Raw genomic sequence first — 21,823 nt, 5'->3', positions numbered from 1 at the left:
CAAGATGCGAACGTATCTTTTGAGGCTGCTTGGCTTCAGTCTTCTGCTCGGCGCGCTGCCGACCATATGCATCGGGTTTGCTTCCTATTATTTGGCCAAACATGATATGGAGGAGAAGGTTAACGAAGGGAATATGCAGCTGCTTATGCAAACTCAGATGAGGGTGGAGCAGACACTGAAATCGCTGGAAATGTCGGCGACGCAGCTGGCCAACTCCTCGCTCGTGCAGACGGCGATGAACGGGCTTCTGACCGGCGAAGATTTTGTTCAAGTGCGCGATCTGACGACCGAGCTGACCAATCTGCAGACGACGGCCGTCATCAAGCAGGCGTCGCTCGTCAATTTTGAGAAGGATTGGGTAGTCAATCTCGGCGTGATGAAGAAGCTGAGCGAAATGGCGGGCAAGGACGAATTTTACGATTATGCCGCCATGCCGATGAGCATGTTTTGGAGTACCAAGCAGCCGGCCGTGAACAATAGCGGACAGGCTGCCGGCATTGATGCCGACGCTATGCCGCCTGCGGCGGACACGATCAGCCTCGTGGAGAAAATTCCGCTCCTGCCCCGGACTAATGAGCCGAGAGGATTATTGGCAGTGCATATTTCGGCCGCCGATCTGCGGGATGCGCTCGCCCCCGACAACCGGCTGGGCATCAACTATATTTTGGATTCGTCCGGTCAAGCTTTTCTATCTTCCCGGGAGCAGAAATCGTCCTATGCCGATATCAATCGGGACATTTTCGAACGCGTGACGCTGCAGGGACAAAAACAAGGCTATATGAACGCCGAATGGAACGACAAAGATGTCGCCGTCTTGTACCGGACTTCGGGATATAACGGCTGGACGTACGTATCGGTCGTCTCGATAGCCGACATCACCAAGGATACGCAAAAAATCGCGATGTTTACTTTGCTCGCTTGTGCGATCATATTACTGGTCGTGCTGATCATCGGATATTTCGGCAGCCGGAGAATGTACTTGCCGATCCGCAGTTTATTTGAACTCACCCGCGCGATGGAAGGCGATTCCCCTTCGCCGGGAGGCAGGCGCGACGAGCTGGCCTATATTAAAGAAAGCATCGAAACGCTGGCCGTATCGAGAAGCCGGCTTGAGGAGCAGATGCAAGGACAATCCGCTCATTTAAAAGAATTTTTCGTACTGAAGCTGTTTACGGGACAAATGACGGATGAAGATTTTCTGTATCGTTCCCGGATGTACGGGTTTCCTTCGGGTTGGAGGCGGCTTGGGATATTAACGCTACAGATTGACAATTTGCAGGAAACCAGATATCAGGAGCAGGATCGCGAGCTGTTGTTATTCGCCGTCAACAACATCGTAGGCGAGCTGCTGCCGGTCGAATCGAGGTTCAGTCCGATTTTGTTTGGGCAATCCCAGGCGACATTGCTCGCTCTGACATCCGACCAGCCCGAGGCGTTGAAGCGGCAGATGGGCGAGACGGCGGAGCTGATTAAACAAAAAGTCGAGCAGTATTTACAGCTTAAGGTCAGCATCGGAATCAGCCGGGCTTATGACAGCTTGTCGGGCACGGTGAAGGCTTACGGAGAAAGCTTGGCCGCACTAAAATGCCGGATTAGTCTCGGAGAGGAGCTGATCATCCACTATGAAGACTTGGAGTCTGGCGAGTCAACGGAATCGGCCGTATATTCCCATCTGAAGCTGATGGAAGAGCAGCTTGTTCAGGCGCTCCAAGAGATGAAACTGGATAAGGCGGTCGAAGTGTTCCGGCAATATTTGTCCGCGGTTCTCAGCAAGGACAGCTTTATGAACGAGCATCATATGCTGCTGATTCAGTTGATGTCGAGAGTGATGCGGATCGTCCAGGACCAGGGGATGCCGATGAACAAAGTGCTGGATGGAGACAATGCGGTCGAGCGGCTGCTTAAGCTGCAGACCAGGGAAGAAATTGCTCTATGGTTCCAATCCCGGCTGTTCGCTCCAATCGTCAAGCTGCTGTCGGAAAAAGCGGACAAGCAATACATTAACATCGCCGACCGGATTGTGAGAATGATTCACGACCAGTACGACGGAGAAATTACGCTTGAATCGTGCGCTGCGGCGCTAAGCTTTCATCCGGTATATTTGAGCCGCGTATTTAAGAAAGAGATGGGCGTCTCCTTCAGCGAATATTTGTCGGAGTACCGAATGAATATGGCTAAGGTAATGCTGGAGACGACAACGTTGAAAATATCGGAGATCGGAGAGAAGCTGCAGTATAAAAATATAAGCGCTTTCATCCGTACGTTTCGCAAAGCTTTCGGCACGACGCCGGGGCATTACCGGGAACTGCTCGATAAAGAAGCGCTGGAAAGCAGGCGGTAAGGCCCAACGACCGGCGGAAAGCCGGCTTGTTAGGAGGCTATGGCTGCCGGCTGGCGTTGTCTGCGGCGTATAAGAAGGTTGCGCGCAGACTATCTATGCAGCGATCGAAGCTTATAAGACCGTTGAAAAGGCGGCAGCTTGATCAGGTTATGCCCCGGGTATGGCAATACAATGGCAAGCGCCGGATAATGAAGGGAAGCGACATGGCGTAGATGTATGGAACCAAAGGAGCGGAGGTTCGGAGATGATCAAGCAACAGACGGTATTGGCGATGGGTTCTGCTCTGCTGCTGTGCGCCGTATTAACAGGCTGCAGCTGGGGCAACGCTGGAGACGGAAGCAAGCAGAGCCCGGCCGCCGCAGAGAACGGTTTTTATCCGCTGACGCTTGTTGTGAATCAGGTTGGAGAGACTCCGCCTCATGACAGCGACATCGAAAAAGCCATTGGAGCTTATACGAATACGGATCTGCAAATTCAGTGGATTCCGACATCCGGCTATGATGACAAAGTCAACGTCATGATCGCTTCCAGCGAGCTACCTAAGCTGATCAAGCTGAATTACACCCCGGCGACTATAGGGGCCTTGAAGTCGGGATTATTCTGGGAGATCGGCCCTTACCTGAAAGAATATAAAAACTTATCGGCGCAGAGTCCGCTGTATTACGACAATATTTCCGTCGATGGAAAAATCTACGGCGTTCCGCTATTCCGCGACCTCGGACGCGCCGTCATCCACTACCGCAAGGACTGGTTCGACGCTTCAGGCGCCGCGGTCCCGAAGACGCTGGACGACTGGTATCGGGTGATCAAGCAGATGTCCAAGGGCGATCCGGATCATAACGGCAAGGATGACACGTACGGCTTGATGCTGGACAAACGGTACAATCAGGATACATCGTCGACGCTGACCCGGCTGTCCGTAACCCAGGGCGGGCCGAATAAATGGCAGATAGACGGCGGAGGCCGCTTCGTGCCGGAGTTTATGACGGAGCCTTTCTTCGACACGATGAAGCTGTTCCGCAAACTGTATGAAGAGAAGCTGATCAATCAGGATTTTGCCGTCGTCGATGCGATAGAGATCGATAAAGCGTTTGAAGCCGGACGCGCAGCGATCCGTATATCCGGCGGCAATGCGCAAACTATGCAGGATAAGCTTTCCAAAGCCGTGCCGACGGCTGTCGTGGAGGCGGCCCCCGTCGAGGGCCCCGAGGGCAGAAGGCTGCCGGGCGAGAGCGGCAATGCGGGCTTTCTGGCGATTCCGAGGGATTCGGTCTCATCGGTGGACGAGCTTCGCAAGGTGCTGTCCTTCCTGGACCGCTTGATGGACCCGCCTATGGCGTCTTTGCTGGTCAAAGGGGTGGAGGGCAGGCATTGGAAGGACGCAGGGGACGTAACGATTCCGCTCGATCCCGAGGCTGACGCCAGGGAAGTGAAGCCTTACCGCGATTCGCTTCCGCAGCGCGGGGAGAGTTATCCGAACGCCAAGCCGATGAAGCAGACCGAGCTGTACCGCAAGAACGTCGAGCTGACAAAACAGAATGAGCAGTATATCGTCGCCAATCCGGCGCTGACGCTTGACTCCGCAACTTATGCCGAGCGGGGTAAGGAGCTGGAGCAGTTCATTACCGATGCCGAAACCCGATTTATTATGGGCAAATTGGATGAGGCTGGCTGGAGAGCTGAGATCGAGAGGTGGAGAAAAGCGGGCGGGGATCGGATGGCGCGGGAGTATCAGGAGGCTTACGAGATAAGCCGGAAGTTACCGTAAACTCGAAATGTGAAAAAGCATCCTGACCGGGTCGATCTGCCTGGGGCGGGATGTTTTGGCATCTATAGGAGGAGAGTGCGCGCGGCCGCGGGTTGCTTGAAGCGCATGACAGGTTGTCTAAAAGCTATGAGCCGGTCCGGAAGCAGGGGCCGCCGTTATTTCTTCATGAAGTTATCTGGCAGGTATAGCTATGCACTGCCGTTAGGAGCATAATCGGTTCGTAGCGTTACGAGATAAATAAAAGCGCTTCCAGTAATGGTTGCTCCGGCAACGGATAGCTGAATGAACGGAGAACTGCATCGGGAGCTTCGGGAGGGATGGATGCCTAGCGGAGGCGGCGAGCCTTTTTAAACATCGAAAAGCTATTGAAATCGATTGACAAGAAGCATGAACCTAAGGAGGCATTCATATTGAAAAAAGCATTATCCTATCTTTTGATCGTCGCCATCATGATGACGTTCCTGCCGGTGCAGGTCTGGGCTGACGAGCCGGCGGCGCAGGTTCCCGCTTTCCCGGGTGCGGAAGGGGGAGGCAAATATACGAGCGGCGGTCGCGGCCAGACCGTATATGAGGTAACGACGCTGGAGGATTACGGCAAAGGAGAGACGCCGATTCCGGGTTCTTTGCGGGATGCGGTCAGCCAAAGCGACCGGACGATCGTGTTTCGCGTCGGCGGTACGATTCACTTGAAGGAGTCGCTCAAAATATTCGGTTCCAACCTGACGCTCGCAGGCCAAACCGCCCCGGGCGACGGAATTACCGTTAGCGACTATACCACATCGATTGAAGCGGACAACATTATTATCCGCTATATGCGGTTTCGGCTGGGCGACCGTTACGCCAGCGAAGACGACGCGTTCGGCGTACGGTACCATAAAAATATTATCGTCGACCACTGCTCCTTCAGCTGGTCCGTCGATGAGGTCGTCAGCTTGTACGATAATGTGAATACGACGGTTCAATGGTCGATTTCCGAGGAATCGATGCTGATGACGACGCATCAGAAGGGACGCCACGGATACGGGGGCATTTGGGGCGGCAACAACACATCGTTCCATCATAATCTGATCGCCCACAGCGTCAGCCGCAATCCCCGTTTCCCGACGGACAAGAGGGAACTGGACGTCGTGGAAGCATCGAACAATGTCATCTACAACTGGGGCTTCGCTTCCTCCTACGGCGGGGGAGAAGGCTATTACAATCTTGATAACAACTACTATAAGCCCGGCCCGAACACGTACGACATTGTGCATAATGTGCTGTTCGGCGAAATCATTCCGGCCAGCAAAATGTACATTAACGGCAACATCATGGACGGCGATGCCAAAGTAACGGCCGACAACTGGGCAGGGGTGCAAAGCGTGCTCGATCCGGTTTCCTCCAAGCTCGCCGTCCGCGCCGAGGTGGCGAACGGCTTCGTTCCCGAGAGCGCTCAAAGCGCGTACGATCATGTGCTGGCGAATGTGGGCGCCACGCTGCCGAGGCGCGATGCGATCGACGCCAGAGTCGTTAACGATGTGAAGAACGGAACGGGACAGCACATCAACTCGCCGAAGGAAGTCGGCGGATTCGCCGAGTATCCCGAGGTGAAATCGGAGATTGCGGACAATGATCACGACGGGATCGACGATGCGTGGGAGCTGGCGCACGGTCTCAATCCGGCCGATCCTGCCGACGGCAGCGGGAAGACGCTTTCCGATGAAGGCTACACGGACCTTGAAGTATATTTGAACGAGCTTGTGACGAAAGGAAACGAGAACGGCGCCAATACCGATAACCCGGACGTTGCGTTAACTTCGCCGTCCAACAACGCGATTTACGAAGCGGGCGGCAGCCTGACCATCGAAGCCGAAGCGAGCGGCAGCGGCGACATCGCCAAAGTCGAATTCATCGTCGACGGAAGCAAAGCGGGCGAGGCGGCGGCAAAGCCTTACCGATTCGAGTTGAGCGGCCTTGCGGACGGCACGCATTATATCGTTGCGCGGGCTTTTGACAAGAAGGGGCTGTCTACGCAATCGGATAATGTGACGGTGCATGTCAATACGACAGGGCCGATTGCCCCTTGGGAATCGCGGGATATCGGCAGCGTAGGCATTCCCGGACATACGCAGCTCGAAGGAGACGCCAAGACGCTGACCGTCAAGTCGGCCGGAGATATCGGCGGTTCCGCCGACAACTTCCATTATGCGTACCAGAAGCTGTCCGGCAACGGAGAGATTATTGCGAGAGTAGAGCATATTACGCCGACGGACGACAATGCGGAAGCGGGAGTGATGATCCGCGATTCGCTCGCCGCATCGTCCCGAATGGCCATGCTTTCGATTCCTTACGTTAAGATGGGCAAAAAGGGGGTAATGATTCATCGTCTGACTGACGGCGGGAATACCCAGCGGGTGGAGCCGGACGCTTTCATTAATACTCCTTATTGGATCAAACTCGTTCGTTTGGGCAATCAGGTGACGGGATCGGTTTCCGAAGATAAGGAAAACTGGAGCAAGATCGGTACGGTCACGCTGGATATCGGCAGCGAAGCGTATTACGGTCTGGCGGTCGACGCTTCCAAAGCGGTTGACCGGATCGATAAGTATAACGCGTCGCAATTCAGCGGCGTGGAGATTCGTCCGCTGGCCGAGGATTTTCCGGCAGAACCGACGGGCTTGAAGGCCGAGGCCGGAGATAATCAAGCGGGGCTGCAGTGGGATGCCGTGGAGCATGCGGCTTCGTATAACGTGAAGCGAAGCGACGTCTCGGGCGGCCCGTATACGGTCATAGCGGCAGGTTTGACGGAGGCCATGTATACCGACCGGCCGCTTACTCCGGGGAAGGCGTATTATTATGTCGTCAGCGCGGTGAATGCCAACGGCGAAAGCTCCAATTCGTCGGAGGTAACGGTACAACCGACCGGAGAGCCGGAGCCGATCTATTATGTGAATGAAGATTTCGAGAACGAAGCGACGGATTCCACCCCGGCCAATTACGAGGTGAGCCCGTCTCCGCAGACGGAAACGAATAAGGTCGTCGTCGCGAACGTACCCGCCGAGTCGGAAGGGAACGATTCCGCCAAAGCGCTTTATTTGTACGACAAATCGAATGTCAATACGCAGTTTATACGCAAATTTACGCCGCAATACGGAACGTTTATTATCGATACCGATTTTATGTTCCCTGAGGAATCGGGCACATCGGTACCGCTTCAAGTGCAAAGCGGGGACGGCTCCAAGACGGCATTTGCCATCGAGGTCAGGAAGCCGGTTCAGCCTGAAGCTTCCAATTCCTATACGCTAACTTACAATAAAGGAAGCGGAGCATACTACAAGCTGATGGAGCCGTATTCGAAAAATAAGTGGTACAATCTGAAGATCGTGGCCGACACGGCGGCGGATCGGGCGGATATTTACATCGACGATGCGTTCGTGGAAACATTCGACTTCTCAACGAAAGGCTTCAAGTCCTACGGCATCGGGCGCATTTTGTCCAAAACGCCGGGGGGAGGAAGCGGGAGCTTTTATTTCGATAATTTCAAAATATATGTAGAGCCTGTGGCAGCTCCCAAAGGCTTGTCCGCGCTGCCGGGCAATCAAGCGGTGCAGCTGAGCTGGAATGCGGTGCAAGGAGCGGATTCCTATACTATTAAACGCAGCGAAACGAGCGGCGGTCCTTATGCCGTCATTCAAACGGGCGTTACCGGAACGGCGTTCATCGATTCTACCGTCTCCAACGATACGACGTACTACTACGTCATAACCGCCAACGGGATTAACGGAGAGACGGGCAATTCCAATCAGGTGCAGGCGACGCCTTCCGAGCTTGCGGAAAAGCCGGCTGCGCCGAGCGGCTTGACGGCGGTCTCCCGAAATTCGCAGATCGATCTAAGCTGGAATGCGATGGACAATGTCAATTCTTATACGGTGAAGCGTTCGCCGGTCAAGGAAGGGCCCTATGTCGCCGTAGCGGCTAATATTACGAATCCTTTCTACAGAGTAGGCGGATTATCGAATCAAGCCGCATATTATTACGTCGTGTCGGCAACCAATGTCGGCGGAGAAGGTCCGGATTCGGCGCCGCTGCAGGCATCCGCTTATGAGCCGCCGGGCACGCCGTCTGTAACGGCGCAAGCCGGAGACGGGCAGATTGCTTTAAGCTGGCCTGCGGTGCAGGGAGCCGACGGATACGATATCAAGCGTTCCGACGCATACGAGGGACCTTATACGGTCATTGCTTCCCGTGTTCAGACGACGTCCTACACGGATTCGCATTTGACGAACGGTACGCCTTACTATTACAAGGTTGCGGCGGTAAGCGCGGACTCGGCGGGAATGGACTCCGCCGCGGTAGCGGCTCGTCCGGCCGGGCAGTACGGACAGCCTTCCGCACCGGCAGCGGTTCAAGCGGAAGCCGGGGATAAGCAGGTTCGGCTGAGCTGGCTGCCTGCGGAAGGGGCCTCCTCTTATAAGGTGGTGCGCAGCGAGAACAGGACGGGGCCGTATACGGTCGCCGGCGATCGGATAACCTCCGTTTCCTTTACGGATACCGGGCTCACGAACGGCAAGGCTTATTACTACGCGGTTGCCGCCGTAGGCGAAAGCGGCGAGAGCTACGCTTCCGAGCCGATTCAAGCGGTTCCGGCGACGGTCATCGTCGTAGCCCAGGACGGCAGCGGCGACTTCCGGACAGTTGCGGAGGCCGTTAACGCCGTACAGGACAACAGCGCCGTTCCGACCGTGATCCGCATCAAAGACGGTATTTATCAAGAGAAGCTGTACGTGCCTGCCTCCAAGAAGCTGCTTACGATGTCCGGCGAGAGCCGGGACGGCACGGTGATCGTATACGGCGATTCCGCCAAAACGATCGGACCGGACGGCAAGGAAGTAGGGACGTCGGGGAGCTATACGCTGCGGGCGAGCGGCACGGATTTTACGCTGGAGCATATTACGATCCGGAACAGCGCCGGGCAGGGTGCGGGGCAAGCGGTAGCCTTGTATGCGGAAGGAGACCGCGGAACATACCGGGACGTGAAGCTCCTCGGGTATCAGGATACGTTGTTCGCCGATAAAGGGCGGCAATATTTCGCCGACAGCTACATTGCCGGCGACGTCGACTTTATCTTCGGCAATTCCCCCGCCGTATTCGAGAATTGCATCCTTCACAGCGAAGGCCCGGGCTATGTAACAGCCGCATCGTCGGCGGAAGGGCAGCCCGGCTACGTGATTCTGAACAGCACGCTGACTTCGCAGGCAGGGATGACGTCTCAGGTTGAGCTGGGCAGACCTTGGCGTCCGTATTCCAGCGTGACCTACATCAACACGGAGATGGGCGGTCATATCAAGCCCGGCGGCTGGAACAACTGGGGAGCGGAGGCCAATGAAAGCACCGCCAGATATGCGGAGTACTTAAGCAAAGGCGCGGGAGCCAATCCCGACAAGCGGGTGACCTGGGCCAAACAGCTGACGGCTGCGGAAGCGGCCGGGTATACCGTTCAAGCGACGTTGGGAGGGACGGATCAGTGGAATCCTAGACTGTCCGGCGGGCTGCCGGACAGCAATTCTTCGCTGCGTTCGCTTACGGTTCAAGGCGAACCATTGCCGCAATTCGATTCGCAGACAAGGCATTATCAGGTTGTCCTGCTTGAGGGAACAGCGGCCGCTCCTAGCGTAGCCGCAGTGAGCGATTCCGCCTCTGCGAACGTATCGGCGGCTCAAGCGAGCTCTGTGCCAGGCGCGGCTGTTGTGACCGTAACGGCTGCCGACGGCACGTCGAGCGTTTACACGATCGAGTTTGTCCTCGGTTCCAAACCGGAGCCGGAACAGCCGGAACAGCCGGAACAGCCGGAGCAGCCGGAGTCGGGAACGGGAGCGACGGGAATCGAGACGGAGAGCGCGGTGCTCACGCTGGAGGCGGGAGCGTCGGTCAGAGTGAAGGCGACAGTGCTGCCGGAAACGGCGGACCAGCGAGTAATCTGGTCGGGCGGCAGCGAAGCGGTTCGCGTAACCGGGGATGGCCTGATCACCGGCTTGAAGCCGGGGACGGCGGCAGCGACGGTGACGAGCGTAACCTATGCGGTGTACAGCGCGAACGTAGCCGTCACGGTGACGGATACGACGGCGCCGGTATGGCGGAACGGCGCGCTGACGGCGGGCGCCGTAACGACTTCGTCAGCGGAGCTGAACTGGACGGCTGCGCAGGACTACGTCGGCGTTGCCCGGTACCGGATCTGGTTAAACGGCAGCGAGAAGGCTTCTGTAGGCGGCGACGCTTTATCTTATACCGTCGCAGGATTGGCGGCGGGCACGTCGTATTCGTTCGAGCTGACGGCTGAAGATGCGGCGGGCAACCGAAGCGAAGCTTTGACGCTGCCGGTTCAAACGGCGAAAATTCGCAAATCATCTTCCGGCGGTTCCTCCGGCGGCGGTGGAGGCGGTGCGTCAGCGTCGGACACGGGCGGAACAACGCCGACAGATAACGGTACGGAGACATCGACGGAAGGGCCGGTACGGCTGTCCGCCGACGCTATGCAGGTGAGCACGTTGTCCGCCGGGGTCGTTCAAGTGACTGTAGATACAGCCCAATTATCGGCCGCTATTCAAGCGGCGGCTGACCGCGGAGGCCAAACGGTCGAGCTCGATATGCCTTCGGACGCATCCGCTTTGCGGCTCGTGCTTCCGGCCGGGGCGGCAGCTGCTGCAGCGTCCTCGGTTTCTATCATAGTAAACGCCGGGTTTGCTTCCTACGAGCTGCCGCTGTCCGACATCGCCAAATTGAAGACGGCCGGAGCGCAGCAGGCCGACATCGTTTTGACGATGTCCCAAGGCGATTCCAAGCTGACGGCTCTCGCAGAGGAGCAGGCGGCGAAGGCGGGAGCGAAGCTGCTTGCGCCTATCGTACAATTCCGAATCACGGTTGACGCAAACGGCCGAAGCGAGGAGCTGGAGGGGGCGTCGGTATTCGCGGTTCACACGATCGTTTTGCCGGGTACGGTGGATGATACAATAGCAACCGGCGTCATTGTGGACCCGGCTACAGGGCAAGTGAGGTTCGTTCCTGCCGTGTTTACGACGAAGAACGGAATGACGACCGCCAAGCTGCTTCATCCCGGCAATGGGGTTTATACGGTCGTCGAGGCGGGCAAAACGTTTACGGACTTGAAGCGGCACTGGGCGCAGAAAGAGATCGAGCTTTTGGCATCCAAGCTGGTCGTTCAGGGGACCGACGCCGATGCGTTCGAACCTGACCGTCTGGTTACCCGGGCCGAATTCGCTTCCCTGCTTGTACGTTCCTTGGGGCTGGATCGGCAGAACGCGGGCGCAAGCTTCTCCGACGTGAAACCGGGAGACTGGTTCGCAGGCGACGTAAATGCCGCCGTAAGCGCCGGCCTCGTTGAGGGCTTCGAACAAGGACAGTTTAAGCCTAACGATACGATTACGCGGGAGCAGATGGCGGTGATGATCGCAAGGGCCGCCCAATTCGCAGGGAAGCCGGCGAGCGGGGCTGCGGACGCCCAGGTCCGGGCGGCTTACTCCGATGCGTCCGGAATTAGCGGCTGGGCCGAGCAAGCCGTTCTCTGGACCGTTCAAGCCGGAATTATGCAGGGAACCGATGCGCATACGCTCGCTCCTTCGGAGCGGACGACACGGGCGCAAGCTGCCGTCATGCTGAAGCGGCTGCTGCAAAACTTGAATTTCATCAATTAACGGATATATGCACAAGCTGCGGAACCCGGAGTATAGGTTCCGCGGCTTTCTTTTGCATAAGGATGGAAAACGCGGGGGACTTGCCGGTTATTCGATTCGCGATTGAACAAAATAATATAAAGATGCGATAGGAATCGGCAAGAAACGATAAGTTTCTGTGCCGCAAATATGCTAATGTTATATGGAGCATGCTGTATTTTGAGGAGGAACTAATCAATGAGTGCGATTTGGTCTGTAACTATGGCGGACTCTTTCATGAAGAAGTACCCTATCGTATCCGATATGCCGTTTCAAAAGAGAAGAAGCTGGAATTATGAAAACGGATGCGCGCTGACCGCAATGGAGCGTTTGTGGCGGAAAACGGGGGACGAAAAGTATTATCGCTACATTAAAGAAAACATGGACCTGTTTATCCGCGAAGACGGCACTATCGACACCTACGACCTGAATGAATATAACGTAGATCAAATCAACCAAGGCAAATCGCTGTTTTTGCTGTACGAACAAACCGGGGAAGAGAAATACAAGAAAGCGATCGAGCTGCTTGTAACGCAATTGAAGGGCCATCCCCGCACAAGCGAGGGCGGACTGTGGCATAAGAAAATTTATCCGTTCCAAATGTGGCTGGACGGCGTATATATGACGTCTCCGCTGCTTGCGGCCTATGCTCAAATGTCGGGAGAGCACGAGTGGTTCGACGACGTCGCCAATGAAATTTTGCTGATGGAAAAAGTATCTCGCGATCCTGAGTCGGGCCTGCTGTATCATGGCTGGGATGAGACAAGAGAAGAGCGCTGGGCGAATAAGGAGACAGAGTGTTCGCCTCACTTCTGGGGACGCGCGGTCGGCTGGTACGTCATGGCGATAGTCGACGTGCTCGACTACTTGCCGCTCGATCACCCGAAGCGCGGACAAATCGTCGGCATCTTCCATCGTTTGGCCGGGGCGATCATGCGCGTGCAGGATCAGAATTCGGGCATGTGGTACCAGGTGCTCGATCAGGGCGCCCGTAAAGGCAATTATTTGGAAGCGTCCGGTTCGGCGATGTTCGTATGCGCGCTGGCCAAAGGCGCCCGCAAAGGCTATTTGGGCAAAAACGCCCTGCAAGCCGCCAAACGCGGACATGCCGGGCTGATCGAACACTGCGTTGGACAAGATGAGAACGGACATTGGTACCTGGATCATATTTGCAGCGTAGCGGGCCTCGGCAATAATCCGTACCGCGACGGCTCTTACGCTTATTACATCAGCGAGCCTACTCGCAGAGACGATCCGAAAGGCTATGCGCCATTCGTTATGGCTTGTCTGGAGCTCGAAGCGGCCGAAGAATAATACCCGGGTTTGCATAAAGGAGCGGAACCGGGACCGCAGGGGCTGTCCCCGCAAAGCCGAACGGTTTTGCGTTTTGCCGGGGGCGGCTTTTTTGGTTATTTAGGAAATGATGCGCAGCAAAATCCTGAGGATATCCGGGGGGGCTCCCCCGAAAGTAATGTCTACCCATAGAACGATCCCATAGGAATGGTTAGACGCCGATCCAGCTTAGGCTGGATGCGGACGCAATAAGCTTCAGAGCATCACGTCACTACCCTGGAAATTACTCTTGTTACCCCATTTCCATTGTCTGTGGTGCCGCGTCGGCGGCATGGATGGCTTTTGGGGGATTTGTTCCTTCAGGGGACCATGTCTGAACAAGCGTTTACGGATTCTTAACTTGACGGTGCCGCCGCAGCCATTTTATAGTTATTACAATTGTAAGAAGATAGAACAAATGTTAGGCGGTCGCTCATGTTAAATGCCGAGGAAAAACAATTTATTATCAAAATATGCAAGCTGTATTATTTCGAATCGTGGACGCAGGAGAAGATTGCGGTCAAGTACGGCATTTCACGTCCCGCCGTGTCCAAGCTGCTGCAAAAAGCGCGGGATGAAGGCATCGTGGAGATCGTCATTCATGACGAGCGGCCGGAAGCGGGCGAGCTGGAGAAGGAGCTTGAAGCCGCTTTTGCGCTCAAGCAGGCGGTCGTCGTGCCTACCCGCGATTTAAACGAGGATTTGATCTACAGCACCGTCGGCAAGGCTGCCGCGCAATTCGTCTTACGAACGATGAAGCAGGCGGAGCGGATCGGGGTCTCCTGGGGGACGACGCTGCATTGCGCGGTCAAAGAGTTTCCTTTTGAAAAAAAGGATCATGTGAAGATCATCCCTCTGGTCGGAGGTATGGGCAACGATAAGACCGAGATTCACTCCAATCAAATCGCCTATGAGCTGTCCAAAAAATTGGGGGCGAAATGCGAATCGCTGTACGCTCCGGCCGTGGTTGAGACGGAGGAGCTCAAAAACCAGCTTGTTCAGCTTCCTCATATCGCTTCCGTGTTGGAGGAAGGCAAGCAGATCGATCTGGCGCTCGTAGGGATCGGCAATCCGTTCGCTCTATCGACGATGGAACAGATCGGCTACTTAACCGCAGATGTGCTGCAGGAGCTTAAGGCGATGGACGCGGTAGCGGATATTAACTCCCGTTTTATCGACAAGAACGGCGCTCTGTGCCGGCATCCGATCAATAATAAAGTGATAGGCATGGAACTGGAGCAGCTGCGATCCGTGAAGACCGTGATCGGCATTGCCGTCGGCTCGCATAAGATCGACAGCATTTTGGCCGCGCTCAAAGGAAATTATTTGCACGTGCTTATTACCGACGAAGAAACGGCGTCCGGTCTATCGGCCCGTTTAAGAGAACAACCGTCCCATTCCAAACTGTCGATGGAGGAATCGCCATGAAGGAGACCCGGCTGGAAGCTTTTCTATATTGTACGCAGTGCAAGCAGGAGCATCATCATGTTATCGGCTATATGAACGACCGCATCTCCGAAATTCAATGCCGAAACTGCGGCCGGCTGCTTTCGCTGAAGATCGATTTGGCTCATGAATTGTACGATGAAGTGTACCGGAGAATCCGCAGCAAACCGTCCCGGATGACGGAAGAATACCGCAGCGACGTGAGCCGTTTTTTGTTGAACTTGCCGGCCAGAGTCGTGAGCAAGCCTTACCGGGTGTTTCAGGAGGCGAAGCAAATTCGCGGTTATTTCAAAAAGTACCGGGTAAACAAACGATAGATGACAGGTTCAGGCTAATAAAACATAAGCCTTATGGCGATCTGGTGAAACGCGTACCGGACCGGTCATAAGGCTTTTTGGCGTTTTGGCTTCGGGCCTATACAACTACAGCAGCCCGACAAGCTCCAGCCCGTAGGCGATGCCGTCCTGGCCGACGTCTCTGGTTATGTAGCGGGCCGCTTGCTTTACGGAAGCGGGTGCATTGCCCATCGCTATGCCGTGCCCGACGTAACGCAGCATCTCTACATCGTTGAAATGATCGCCAAAGGCATAAACATTTTCTCTGGCAAAGCCGAGCCGGCCGATCAGCCGTTCGATGCCTTGCGCCTTGGAGCCGCCTGACGGAAGCACATCCATGGAGAAGGGATGCCAGCGGATAAAATCGAGCCCGGATAGCCGGCCGACGTACCCGGCTTCGTCTTCCTCGGCGCAGAAAAGCATCGTCTGGTAAATATCGCGGCCGATATAGTAATCGGGATCATGATCCGGATGCTCATACTGCAGGGAGCCGATCCCGGCTTCAATGTAAGCATGGCGCGGCACGCTGCTCTTCATACCCTCGTGATCGAGATAGACGAGAGGATGGCCGGCGCTGCGGGCGCATTCGGTTAACTCGCGGAGCCGTTCGGTAGGAATCGGATTTCGGTATATGACCGCGTCTTTCAGCATTACGTATTGGCCGTTGAAGCCGACGAAGGAATCGATGCCGAGCTCCTTTCGCAGCTCCTCCATCATAAAGGGAGAGCGTCCTGTCGCGAAGGCGACTTCGTGCCCTGCCTGCTTTAATGCGAGAACCGCTTCCTTGGCGGAAGGCGGCAAACATTTGCGACGGTCAAGCAAGGTGCCGTCGATGTCAAAGAAAATCATGCTTCGCCGCTGCGTCATAGTAGCACCTCCAGAAGTCATAGCGAAAAAAAGGGCGTTGCCGATGCCTCGCCCCGTTCCCGTTACCGGGTGAGCGCTTCCTGCCGGCTGCCGCTTGTTTGCAGCAACCGGAGAGACACGTTGTCGCCGCGCCGGAATGACAGGGGAGAGCAAATTTCCCATGTTCCGTCTTCGGATTGAATATGATAATGATATTCTCTGCCTTGAAACTGCACGTTCGTCACCTCGCCGCGAATCCCCGCCGTGCCGGAAGGGCACAGCTCGAACTGATCCGGTCTCACCGGGTACATGCCGCAAGCTTGAAAGTAGGGCGCCACTTCGGGGCCGGCCCATTGCACGGTACCGTCCGAGCTCATCGGCACGAAGATGCCGTTGTTCCAGCGTCCGCGCACAAGGTTGGCCTTGGCGACGAATTTGGCGACAAATTCGGTTTGCGGACGCAAATAAATGTCCTGCGGCGTTCCCTCCTGTTCAATGCGCCCGTCCTTCATGACGACGATCCGGTCGGCCATCGCCAGCGCTTCCCCCTGATCATGCGTAACATATACGATCGCGGTACCGGTCTGTCTGTGCACGGATTGGATTTCTCTGCGCATATCCATTCTCAGCATCGCATCGAGGCTGCTGAGGGGCTCATCCATGAGCAGCAGAGAAGGTTCGGCCGCAATCGCTCTGGCGATCGCCACCCGCTGCTTTTGCCCGCCCGACAGCTCGTGGGGCATCCGGCCGCCATGCTCGGATAAGCCGACCATCTGCAGCACGTCGGCGATGCGATCCTGCTCCCTGTCGCGAATGGACGGCGGAGTCTCTTGATGATGGCGAATCGGGAAGCGCACATGCTCCGTAACGTTCATGTGCGGCCATAAGGCAAATGCCTGAAATACCATGCCGATTCTGCGCTTTTCCGGGGGCAGGCTGAAGCCGGGCTTCGCCACCTGCGTCTCATTCATGCAGATTTCGCCCGTGGTGGGCTGCTCGAATCCGGCGAGCAGCCGCAATAGCGTCGTCTTGCCGCAGCCGGACGGTCCCAATATGGCGACGAATTCTCCTTTGGCGATAGTCAAATTTAAAGATTTGAGCGCCTGAAAGCTTCCGAACGATTTGCTGACTTCCCGTAATTGAATGCTCATGGCTGTTGAACTCCTTTGCTGGACTGAGCGTTTTTGCCGGACTGCAGCTTTTGCAGCAATTGCAGTGCGGCCATGCCGCCCAAAATCAGAACGACGATCAAGCTCGACAGAGCGGTCGAGTACAAGGTGCTGCCGGCCTGCTCGAAGCTGAAGATTGTAACGCCGATCGTCTGCGATCCCGTCGACCACAGCAAGGCGGAGACGGTAAGCTCCGTGAAGGCGGTCAGAAAGACGAGGAATGCTCCGCTTAATAGCCCCGGCAGCAGAAGCGGGATCAGCACCGAAACCCACTTGCGCCAAAAACCGGCGCCGGAGCTATGGGCGGCCTCCTCCAGCGAAACGTCGATTTGAGTGAACGCCGTAATGCCCGCCCTCACCTGCAGAATAAGAAAACGGCATGTATAGGCAATAAACAAAATGCTTATCGAACCGTATATACCGGGATTCCAGCCGGGGATCGGCTCCATCCAGGCGAAGATCATGCAGAGCCCGAAGACGATTCCGGGCAATGTGTATGGCAAAGCGACCGCAAGCTCCGCCGCCTTGGTTAGCCAGGACGGCTTGCGCACGCGGGCATAGGCGAGCAGGGAGCCGAGCACGAGGCAAATGACGAAGGTCGTCACGGACAGCAGCAGGCTCGTTTGGATCGACTGCCATACTTTCGGATTATCGAGCAAGATATACCGATAGTTATCCCAAGTGAGATTTTTCCATTGGAACGGAAGGCCGTAGGCTTTTTTGAGCGAAATGGCGACCATCGATATGAGGGGGATCAAAGTGATGAAAGCGATGCCCGCCCAAACGGCCGACGTCATCCACCCGCGGTGCATTCCCAATGTATAACGGGGACTGTTGTCGGAGACGACCGTGTCCGCCGCTTTAATTTTACGCACCGACAGCCACTGCAGAATCGTACCGATGACGGCAATGACGCCGAGCATGACGGATAGCGCCGCCCCTCTGGCGAAAGCCGACGGACCGAAACCGATAATTTCTTCGTAAATCAGCGTGCTTAAAACGGAAATATGGCTCGGAATGCCGAGAGAAGCGGGAATCCCGAAATTGTCCAAGGAAGCCAGAAAGACAAGCAGAGCGCCTGCCGTCAGTCCGGGCAGAGAAAGCGGCAGCGTGACCAGACGGAACGTCGTCCAGCGCCCTGCTCCGCTCGCCCGCGTCGCCCATTCCAAATCGCGAGGTATTTTTTTCAGCACCTCTACCGTCAGAAGATAGACGAGCGGGAAGTGATGGATGCCCATAACAAAAATAATGCCGCCATAGCTGTACATGCTCCAAGGCTTGGCGTCGGGCTGGAACCAATGAAGCGCCTGGGCGACGAAGCCTTGAGCGCTCATAAACGAAGACCAGGATAGCGTCAGAACGTAGGACGGTAAAATAAACGGCAGCAACAGCGCCAAATGCAGCGTATTTTTATGCTTGATGTCCGTATACGCAATCAGCCAGGCGGCCGCCGTCCCGAGAATGACGGATACGAGCGAGGAGCCGGCGACGACGATGAACGTATCTTTCAGCGTTTTCCATAGACGGTCCTGGCGCAGCATTTCGGTATAATGCTCCAGCGTAAGCCCCATGTCCCCGTGCACGCTCAAATATATAAGCTTGACGACCGGAAGCACGAAGACAAGAGCCAGTACGAGCGCGAAGAAACCGGCGGCAATCGATTTCACGGTCCGGGAAGGAAAGGGAGGGAGAGCGGACCCGATCTCGCCGTTCTCCCTCGCAAGCCGAATTGGTTTGGATTCTATCATGGTTTACGCACTCCGCTTCTTATTGTCCGAACAGCTGGGTGAATTGCTTCTTATCTTCGTCGCGCGCCTCCGTCAGCTTGGCGATGTCGGAGGAAATCACTTTAAATTCGGAGATGCTCTTTAATCCTTTAGGCGCCGGTACCCCTTCGCGAATCGGCGTATAGCCGATATCGGAGGCGACCTTCTGTCCGTCCTCGGACAGGACGAAATCGACGAAAGCTTTGGCGGCCGTTTCATTGGCCGAATTTTTCATAATTCCGATCGGCTCCGTAATGACAGGCACCCCTTCGGACGGATAGATCAGATCGACGGGGGAGCCTTTCGCTTTCTCGCGGGCTACCAAATAGTCGACGACCATGCTGTACGATTTCTCTCCGCCGGCTACGGCGTTAAGGACAGCGCCGTTGCCTTTGACGACCGAGGTGTTGTTCGCCTTCAGACCTTTGAAGTAATCCCATCCGAAGCCGTCGGTTCTCGTCAGCACGCCTACGTTGTAGGCTGCGGCGCCGGAATACAGCGGACTCGGCATAATGCCCGCATCCTTGCTCTCGGCGGAGACCAGCGCTTTCCAAGAGGTCGGCGGGGTTTTTACTTTTTGCGTATTGATGGCCAGCACTGTCGCCATGACTTTCGTGCCCGAGTACATGCCGTCCGGATCGACGAGCTCTTTAGGAATTTTGGATAATTCCGGCGATTTGTAAGCAGCTAATAAATTTTGCTTCTTCAGCCCTTCGAAGGTAACCGCGTCGGCCAGCAGCAGCACGTCGGCTTGAACTTTGCCCGCCTGATTTTCCGCTTGAATTTTGGCGGTGACTTCCTCGGTGCCGGAACGGAAGCTGTCGACCTTCACATCGGGATATTTCTTATTAAATGCGGCTACCAGCTTGGTGACGTCTTCTTCGGGTTGGGACGTGTAAAAGGCCAGCTTACCCGATACGCCGCTTCCTGCCGCTTCCTGCTTGCTTCCCGCCGATTGGGCGGTTTGCGCTCCCGAAGGCTGCGGGCTTGTTCCGCACCCGCTAAACAGCAGCAGCGCCGCCACGCTCATCAACATAGATCCTTTTTTCAGCAACATTATTCTCTCCCTACCTGTCTTTCCCTATGGGAATAATTATAATTAATTATGCGTATAGCCGTTCCGCCCGGTTCATTCGCGTGCCGAACGAACGGAGAGCGGTTGGTTCCATTTCATTATAGGAAACGAATGTTATAAGACGGTAAACTGAAGGTCTTCATATTGTAAAATACTTCTCGACCGCCAGCGCGACGCCGTCCTCTTCATTGCCGGCCGTCAGCGCGGCGGCGGCTTGCTTGGCGGCTTCGCTTCCGTTCGCCATGGCGATGCCGAGACCTGCCCAGCTGAGCATCTCTACATCGTTATCGTAATCGCCGATCGCTGCGGTTTCTTCAGCGATTATTCCCTGCATCCGGCATATAAGCTCCGCCGCCGACCGTTTGCTGACACCGGAGGCGTTGATGTCGAAGCGCCTTGTTCCCGTTCTCGTCAAGACGAATTCGCCGCCTGACCGTAATTCGTCGTACAGCGAATTCAGCGCATCGGCGCGGTCGCTGATGACGGTAGCCTTGTAGAGCGGCGCTTCGGCCGTTTCGGCGAATTTCGCCAGACTGCCGACCGGCTGCACTTCGATTAGCTCCGCTTGGCTGCGGTAGTTGTCCCAGGTGAGCGCAGCGTCTTCGCGCCTCACGACGTTGGCAAGCGGCCAAACCGCGTTCATTGCATTCAAGGCTTCCACATAGAGCCGGTTATAACCGTAAAAATGAATGTACACCCCGGCCTCGGCAGCCAGCTTGGCCGCATGAAGCGCCGCATCCGGCCGAAGCGGATAGCCGTGAAGACAACGGCCCGTTGCCGCATCAAGGATGACGGCCCCATTCAACGCAATGAGAGGGCAATTCATGCCGATGTGCTGTCCGTGCAGCCAGACCGAAGCGGGAAAACGTCCCGAGGCGATGGTTACTTTCACCCCCTTTCCAATAAGCGTTTCAAGCGAAAGGCGTACTGCCGGAGTTACGATTTTGCTGCGGTTCAGCAGCGTTCCATCCATATCCAGGATCAGCAAACGATACATGGCGGATCTCCGTTTCATGTGATTTTTTGTGGAAAAATAGGCTGCTGTCGGGAGCGCGATTCCCGTTCGAGTCTATTAGGATTCGGCTTCTAATGCTAACGTTACACGGTATAGACGCCGGACGTATCGGGAAGATAGACCGGGCCGCCGAATACGGCGCTTGCCGATTGCTTCATCAGCTCAAAGTCACCGTCGCCCGGCAGATGCACTAGAACCAATTTTTTTACCTTGGCTTTCTCCGCCACCATGGCCGCTTGGCTTGCATTCATATGCCCGAGCCCGGTCGTATGGCAGCTGCCTTCGCAAATCGTCGCCTCGCACAATAAAATGTCTGCGTTGTGCGCAAGCTCGACCAGCGATTCGCAATAGGAGGTATCCCCGGAATAGACCAGCGTTTTGCCCTGATAGGTGATTTTAACGGCGTAACAGGATATTGTGTGCTGAACGGGAACGAACTCGATATCGGCGCCGGCCAATCGAACCCGAAGTGTTTTGTCGATCAGCGTAATCTCCGAATGCGGGCCATACAGCCTCTCAAGGATGTCGGACGGTTCTTCGGGCACGAATAGACGAAGCTTGTGCTTCATTCTTTGATTTCGGATGGCCCCGACGGCGGCATACTGCAAAATTCCGATGTCCGCCATGTGATCGTGATGCAGGTGCGATACGATGACGCCCGACAGACGCTCGACGCTTGTGTGGCAATTAAGCCGGCTCATGATGCCGCTGCCGCAGTCGAGCAAAATTTGCCCTTCCTCCGTTGTGACCAAATAGCCTGCAGTAGCGCCGCCTGCGGACGGGTATCCTCCCCAATAACCTAAGATTTGTACATGCATGTTCTTCACCTCAGTTGATATAAACCGCCTTGTATCATTTGTTCATGATGCATACATTTGTTATAAATATAGGTCGGCCCTGATGAAAGGGCAAGTTAAGATACTGTAAATGCGCGGAGCGGGGCATCTTAATCCAAAAAAGCGTTAGGTTCGCCTTTGTAGAAGGATTTCCTGCGAGTGGAAAGCTTTATCGACTGCAGGCCGCG

Annotated in this window: 12 protein-coding genes; 6 read left to right on the top strand and 6 right to left on the bottom strand. The window is 55.7% G+C overall.

Annotated elements, in window-relative coordinates; all coding sequences use genetic code 11:
• Positions 1-4 precede the first annotated feature (4 nt).
• From SK3146_RS12255 to SK3146_RS12230, 6 genes are all read left to right on the top strand, one after another.
• Positions 5-2,341, top strand: coding sequence for a helix-turn-helix domain-containing protein (locus SK3146_RS12255; RefSeq protein ID WP_249865327.1), 2,337 nt, complete (start codon positions 5-7; stop codon positions 2,339-2,341).
• A gap of 244 nt (positions 2,342-2,585) precedes the next feature.
• Positions 2,586-4,109 carry an extracellular solute-binding protein gene (locus SK3146_RS12250; protein WP_249865326.1) on the top strand — a complete coding sequence of 508 codons (1,524 nt, stop codon included), beginning with the start codon at positions 2,586-2,588 and terminating at the stop codon, positions 4,107-4,109.
• Positions 4,110-4,519: 410 nt separating this feature from the next.
• A complete protein-coding gene (locus tag SK3146_RS12245; RefSeq protein WP_434006872.1) occupies positions 4,520-11,797 on the top strand; it encodes a pectinesterase family protein in 7,278 nt (2,425 codons plus the stop codon).
• A gap of 216 nt (positions 11,798-12,013) precedes the next feature.
• On the top strand, positions 12,014-13,129 hold the full coding sequence (locus SK3146_RS12240; RefSeq protein ID WP_249865325.1) for a glycoside hydrolase family 88/105 protein: 1,116 nt from the start codon (positions 12,014-12,016) through the stop codon (positions 13,127-13,129).
• A gap of 453 nt (positions 13,130-13,582) precedes the next feature.
• Entirely contained in the window at positions 13,583-14,575 is a 993-nt protein-coding gene (locus tag SK3146_RS12235) for a sugar-binding transcriptional regulator (protein WP_249865324.1), read from the top strand.
• Entirely contained in the window at positions 14,572-14,910 is a 339-nt protein-coding gene (locus SK3146_RS12230) for a bh protein (RefSeq protein ID WP_249865323.1), read from the top strand. The genes SK3146_RS12235 and SK3146_RS12230 overlap by 4 nt, the downstream gene beginning before the upstream one ends.
• Before the next feature lie 105 nt (positions 14,911-15,015).
• On the opposite strand, the gene SK3146_RS12225 is transcribed toward SK3146_RS12230, so the two are convergent.
• The 6 genes from SK3146_RS12225 to SK3146_RS12200 form a co-directional block, all read right to left on the bottom strand.
• The gene (locus SK3146_RS12225) at positions 15,016-15,795 is read right to left on the bottom strand and encodes a Cof-type HAD-IIB family hydrolase (RefSeq protein ID WP_249865322.1); all 780 of its coding nucleotides are present in this window, start codon (positions 15,793-15,795) and stop codon (positions 15,016-15,018) included.
• A gap of 62 nt (positions 15,796-15,857) precedes the next feature.
• On the bottom strand, positions 15,858-16,925 hold the full coding sequence (locus SK3146_RS12220) for an ABC transporter ATP-binding protein (protein WP_249865321.1): 1,068 nt from the start codon (positions 16,923-16,925) through the stop codon (positions 15,858-15,860).
• A complete protein-coding gene (locus tag SK3146_RS12215) occupies positions 16,922-18,691 on the bottom strand; it encodes an ABC transporter permease (RefSeq protein WP_249865320.1) in 1,770 nt (589 codons plus the stop codon). Before SK3146_RS12215 ends, SK3146_RS12220 begins: the two co-directional genes overlap by 4 nt.
• 19 nt (positions 18,692-18,710) lie before the next feature.
• Complete coding sequence (locus SK3146_RS12210; RefSeq protein WP_434006871.1) at positions 18,711-19,745, bottom strand: ABC transporter substrate-binding protein; 1,035 nt, start codon at positions 19,743-19,745, stop codon at positions 18,711-18,713.
• Positions 19,746-19,923: 178 nt separating this feature from the next.
• Complete coding sequence (locus SK3146_RS12205) at positions 19,924-20,781, bottom strand: Cof-type HAD-IIB family hydrolase (RefSeq protein ID WP_249865319.1); 858 nt, start codon at positions 20,779-20,781, stop codon at positions 19,924-19,926.
• Between the two features lie 101 nt (positions 20,782-20,882).
• Positions 20,883-21,617 carry an MBL fold metallo-hydrolase gene (locus tag SK3146_RS12200; RefSeq protein WP_249865318.1) on the bottom strand — a complete coding sequence of 245 codons (735 nt, stop codon included), beginning with the start codon at positions 21,615-21,617 and terminating at the stop codon, positions 20,883-20,885.
• Between the last annotated feature and the right edge of the window lie 206 nt (positions 21,618-21,823).

It is taken from the genome of Paenibacillus konkukensis (assembly GCF_023523925.1).
Classification (GTDB): Bacteria; Bacillota; Bacilli; order Paenibacillales; family NBRC-103111; genus Paenibacillus_S; species Paenibacillus_S doosanensis.
The sequence above is the reverse complement of the archived record's forward strand: the minus strand, read 5'-3'. Positions and strand labels throughout refer to the sequence as shown.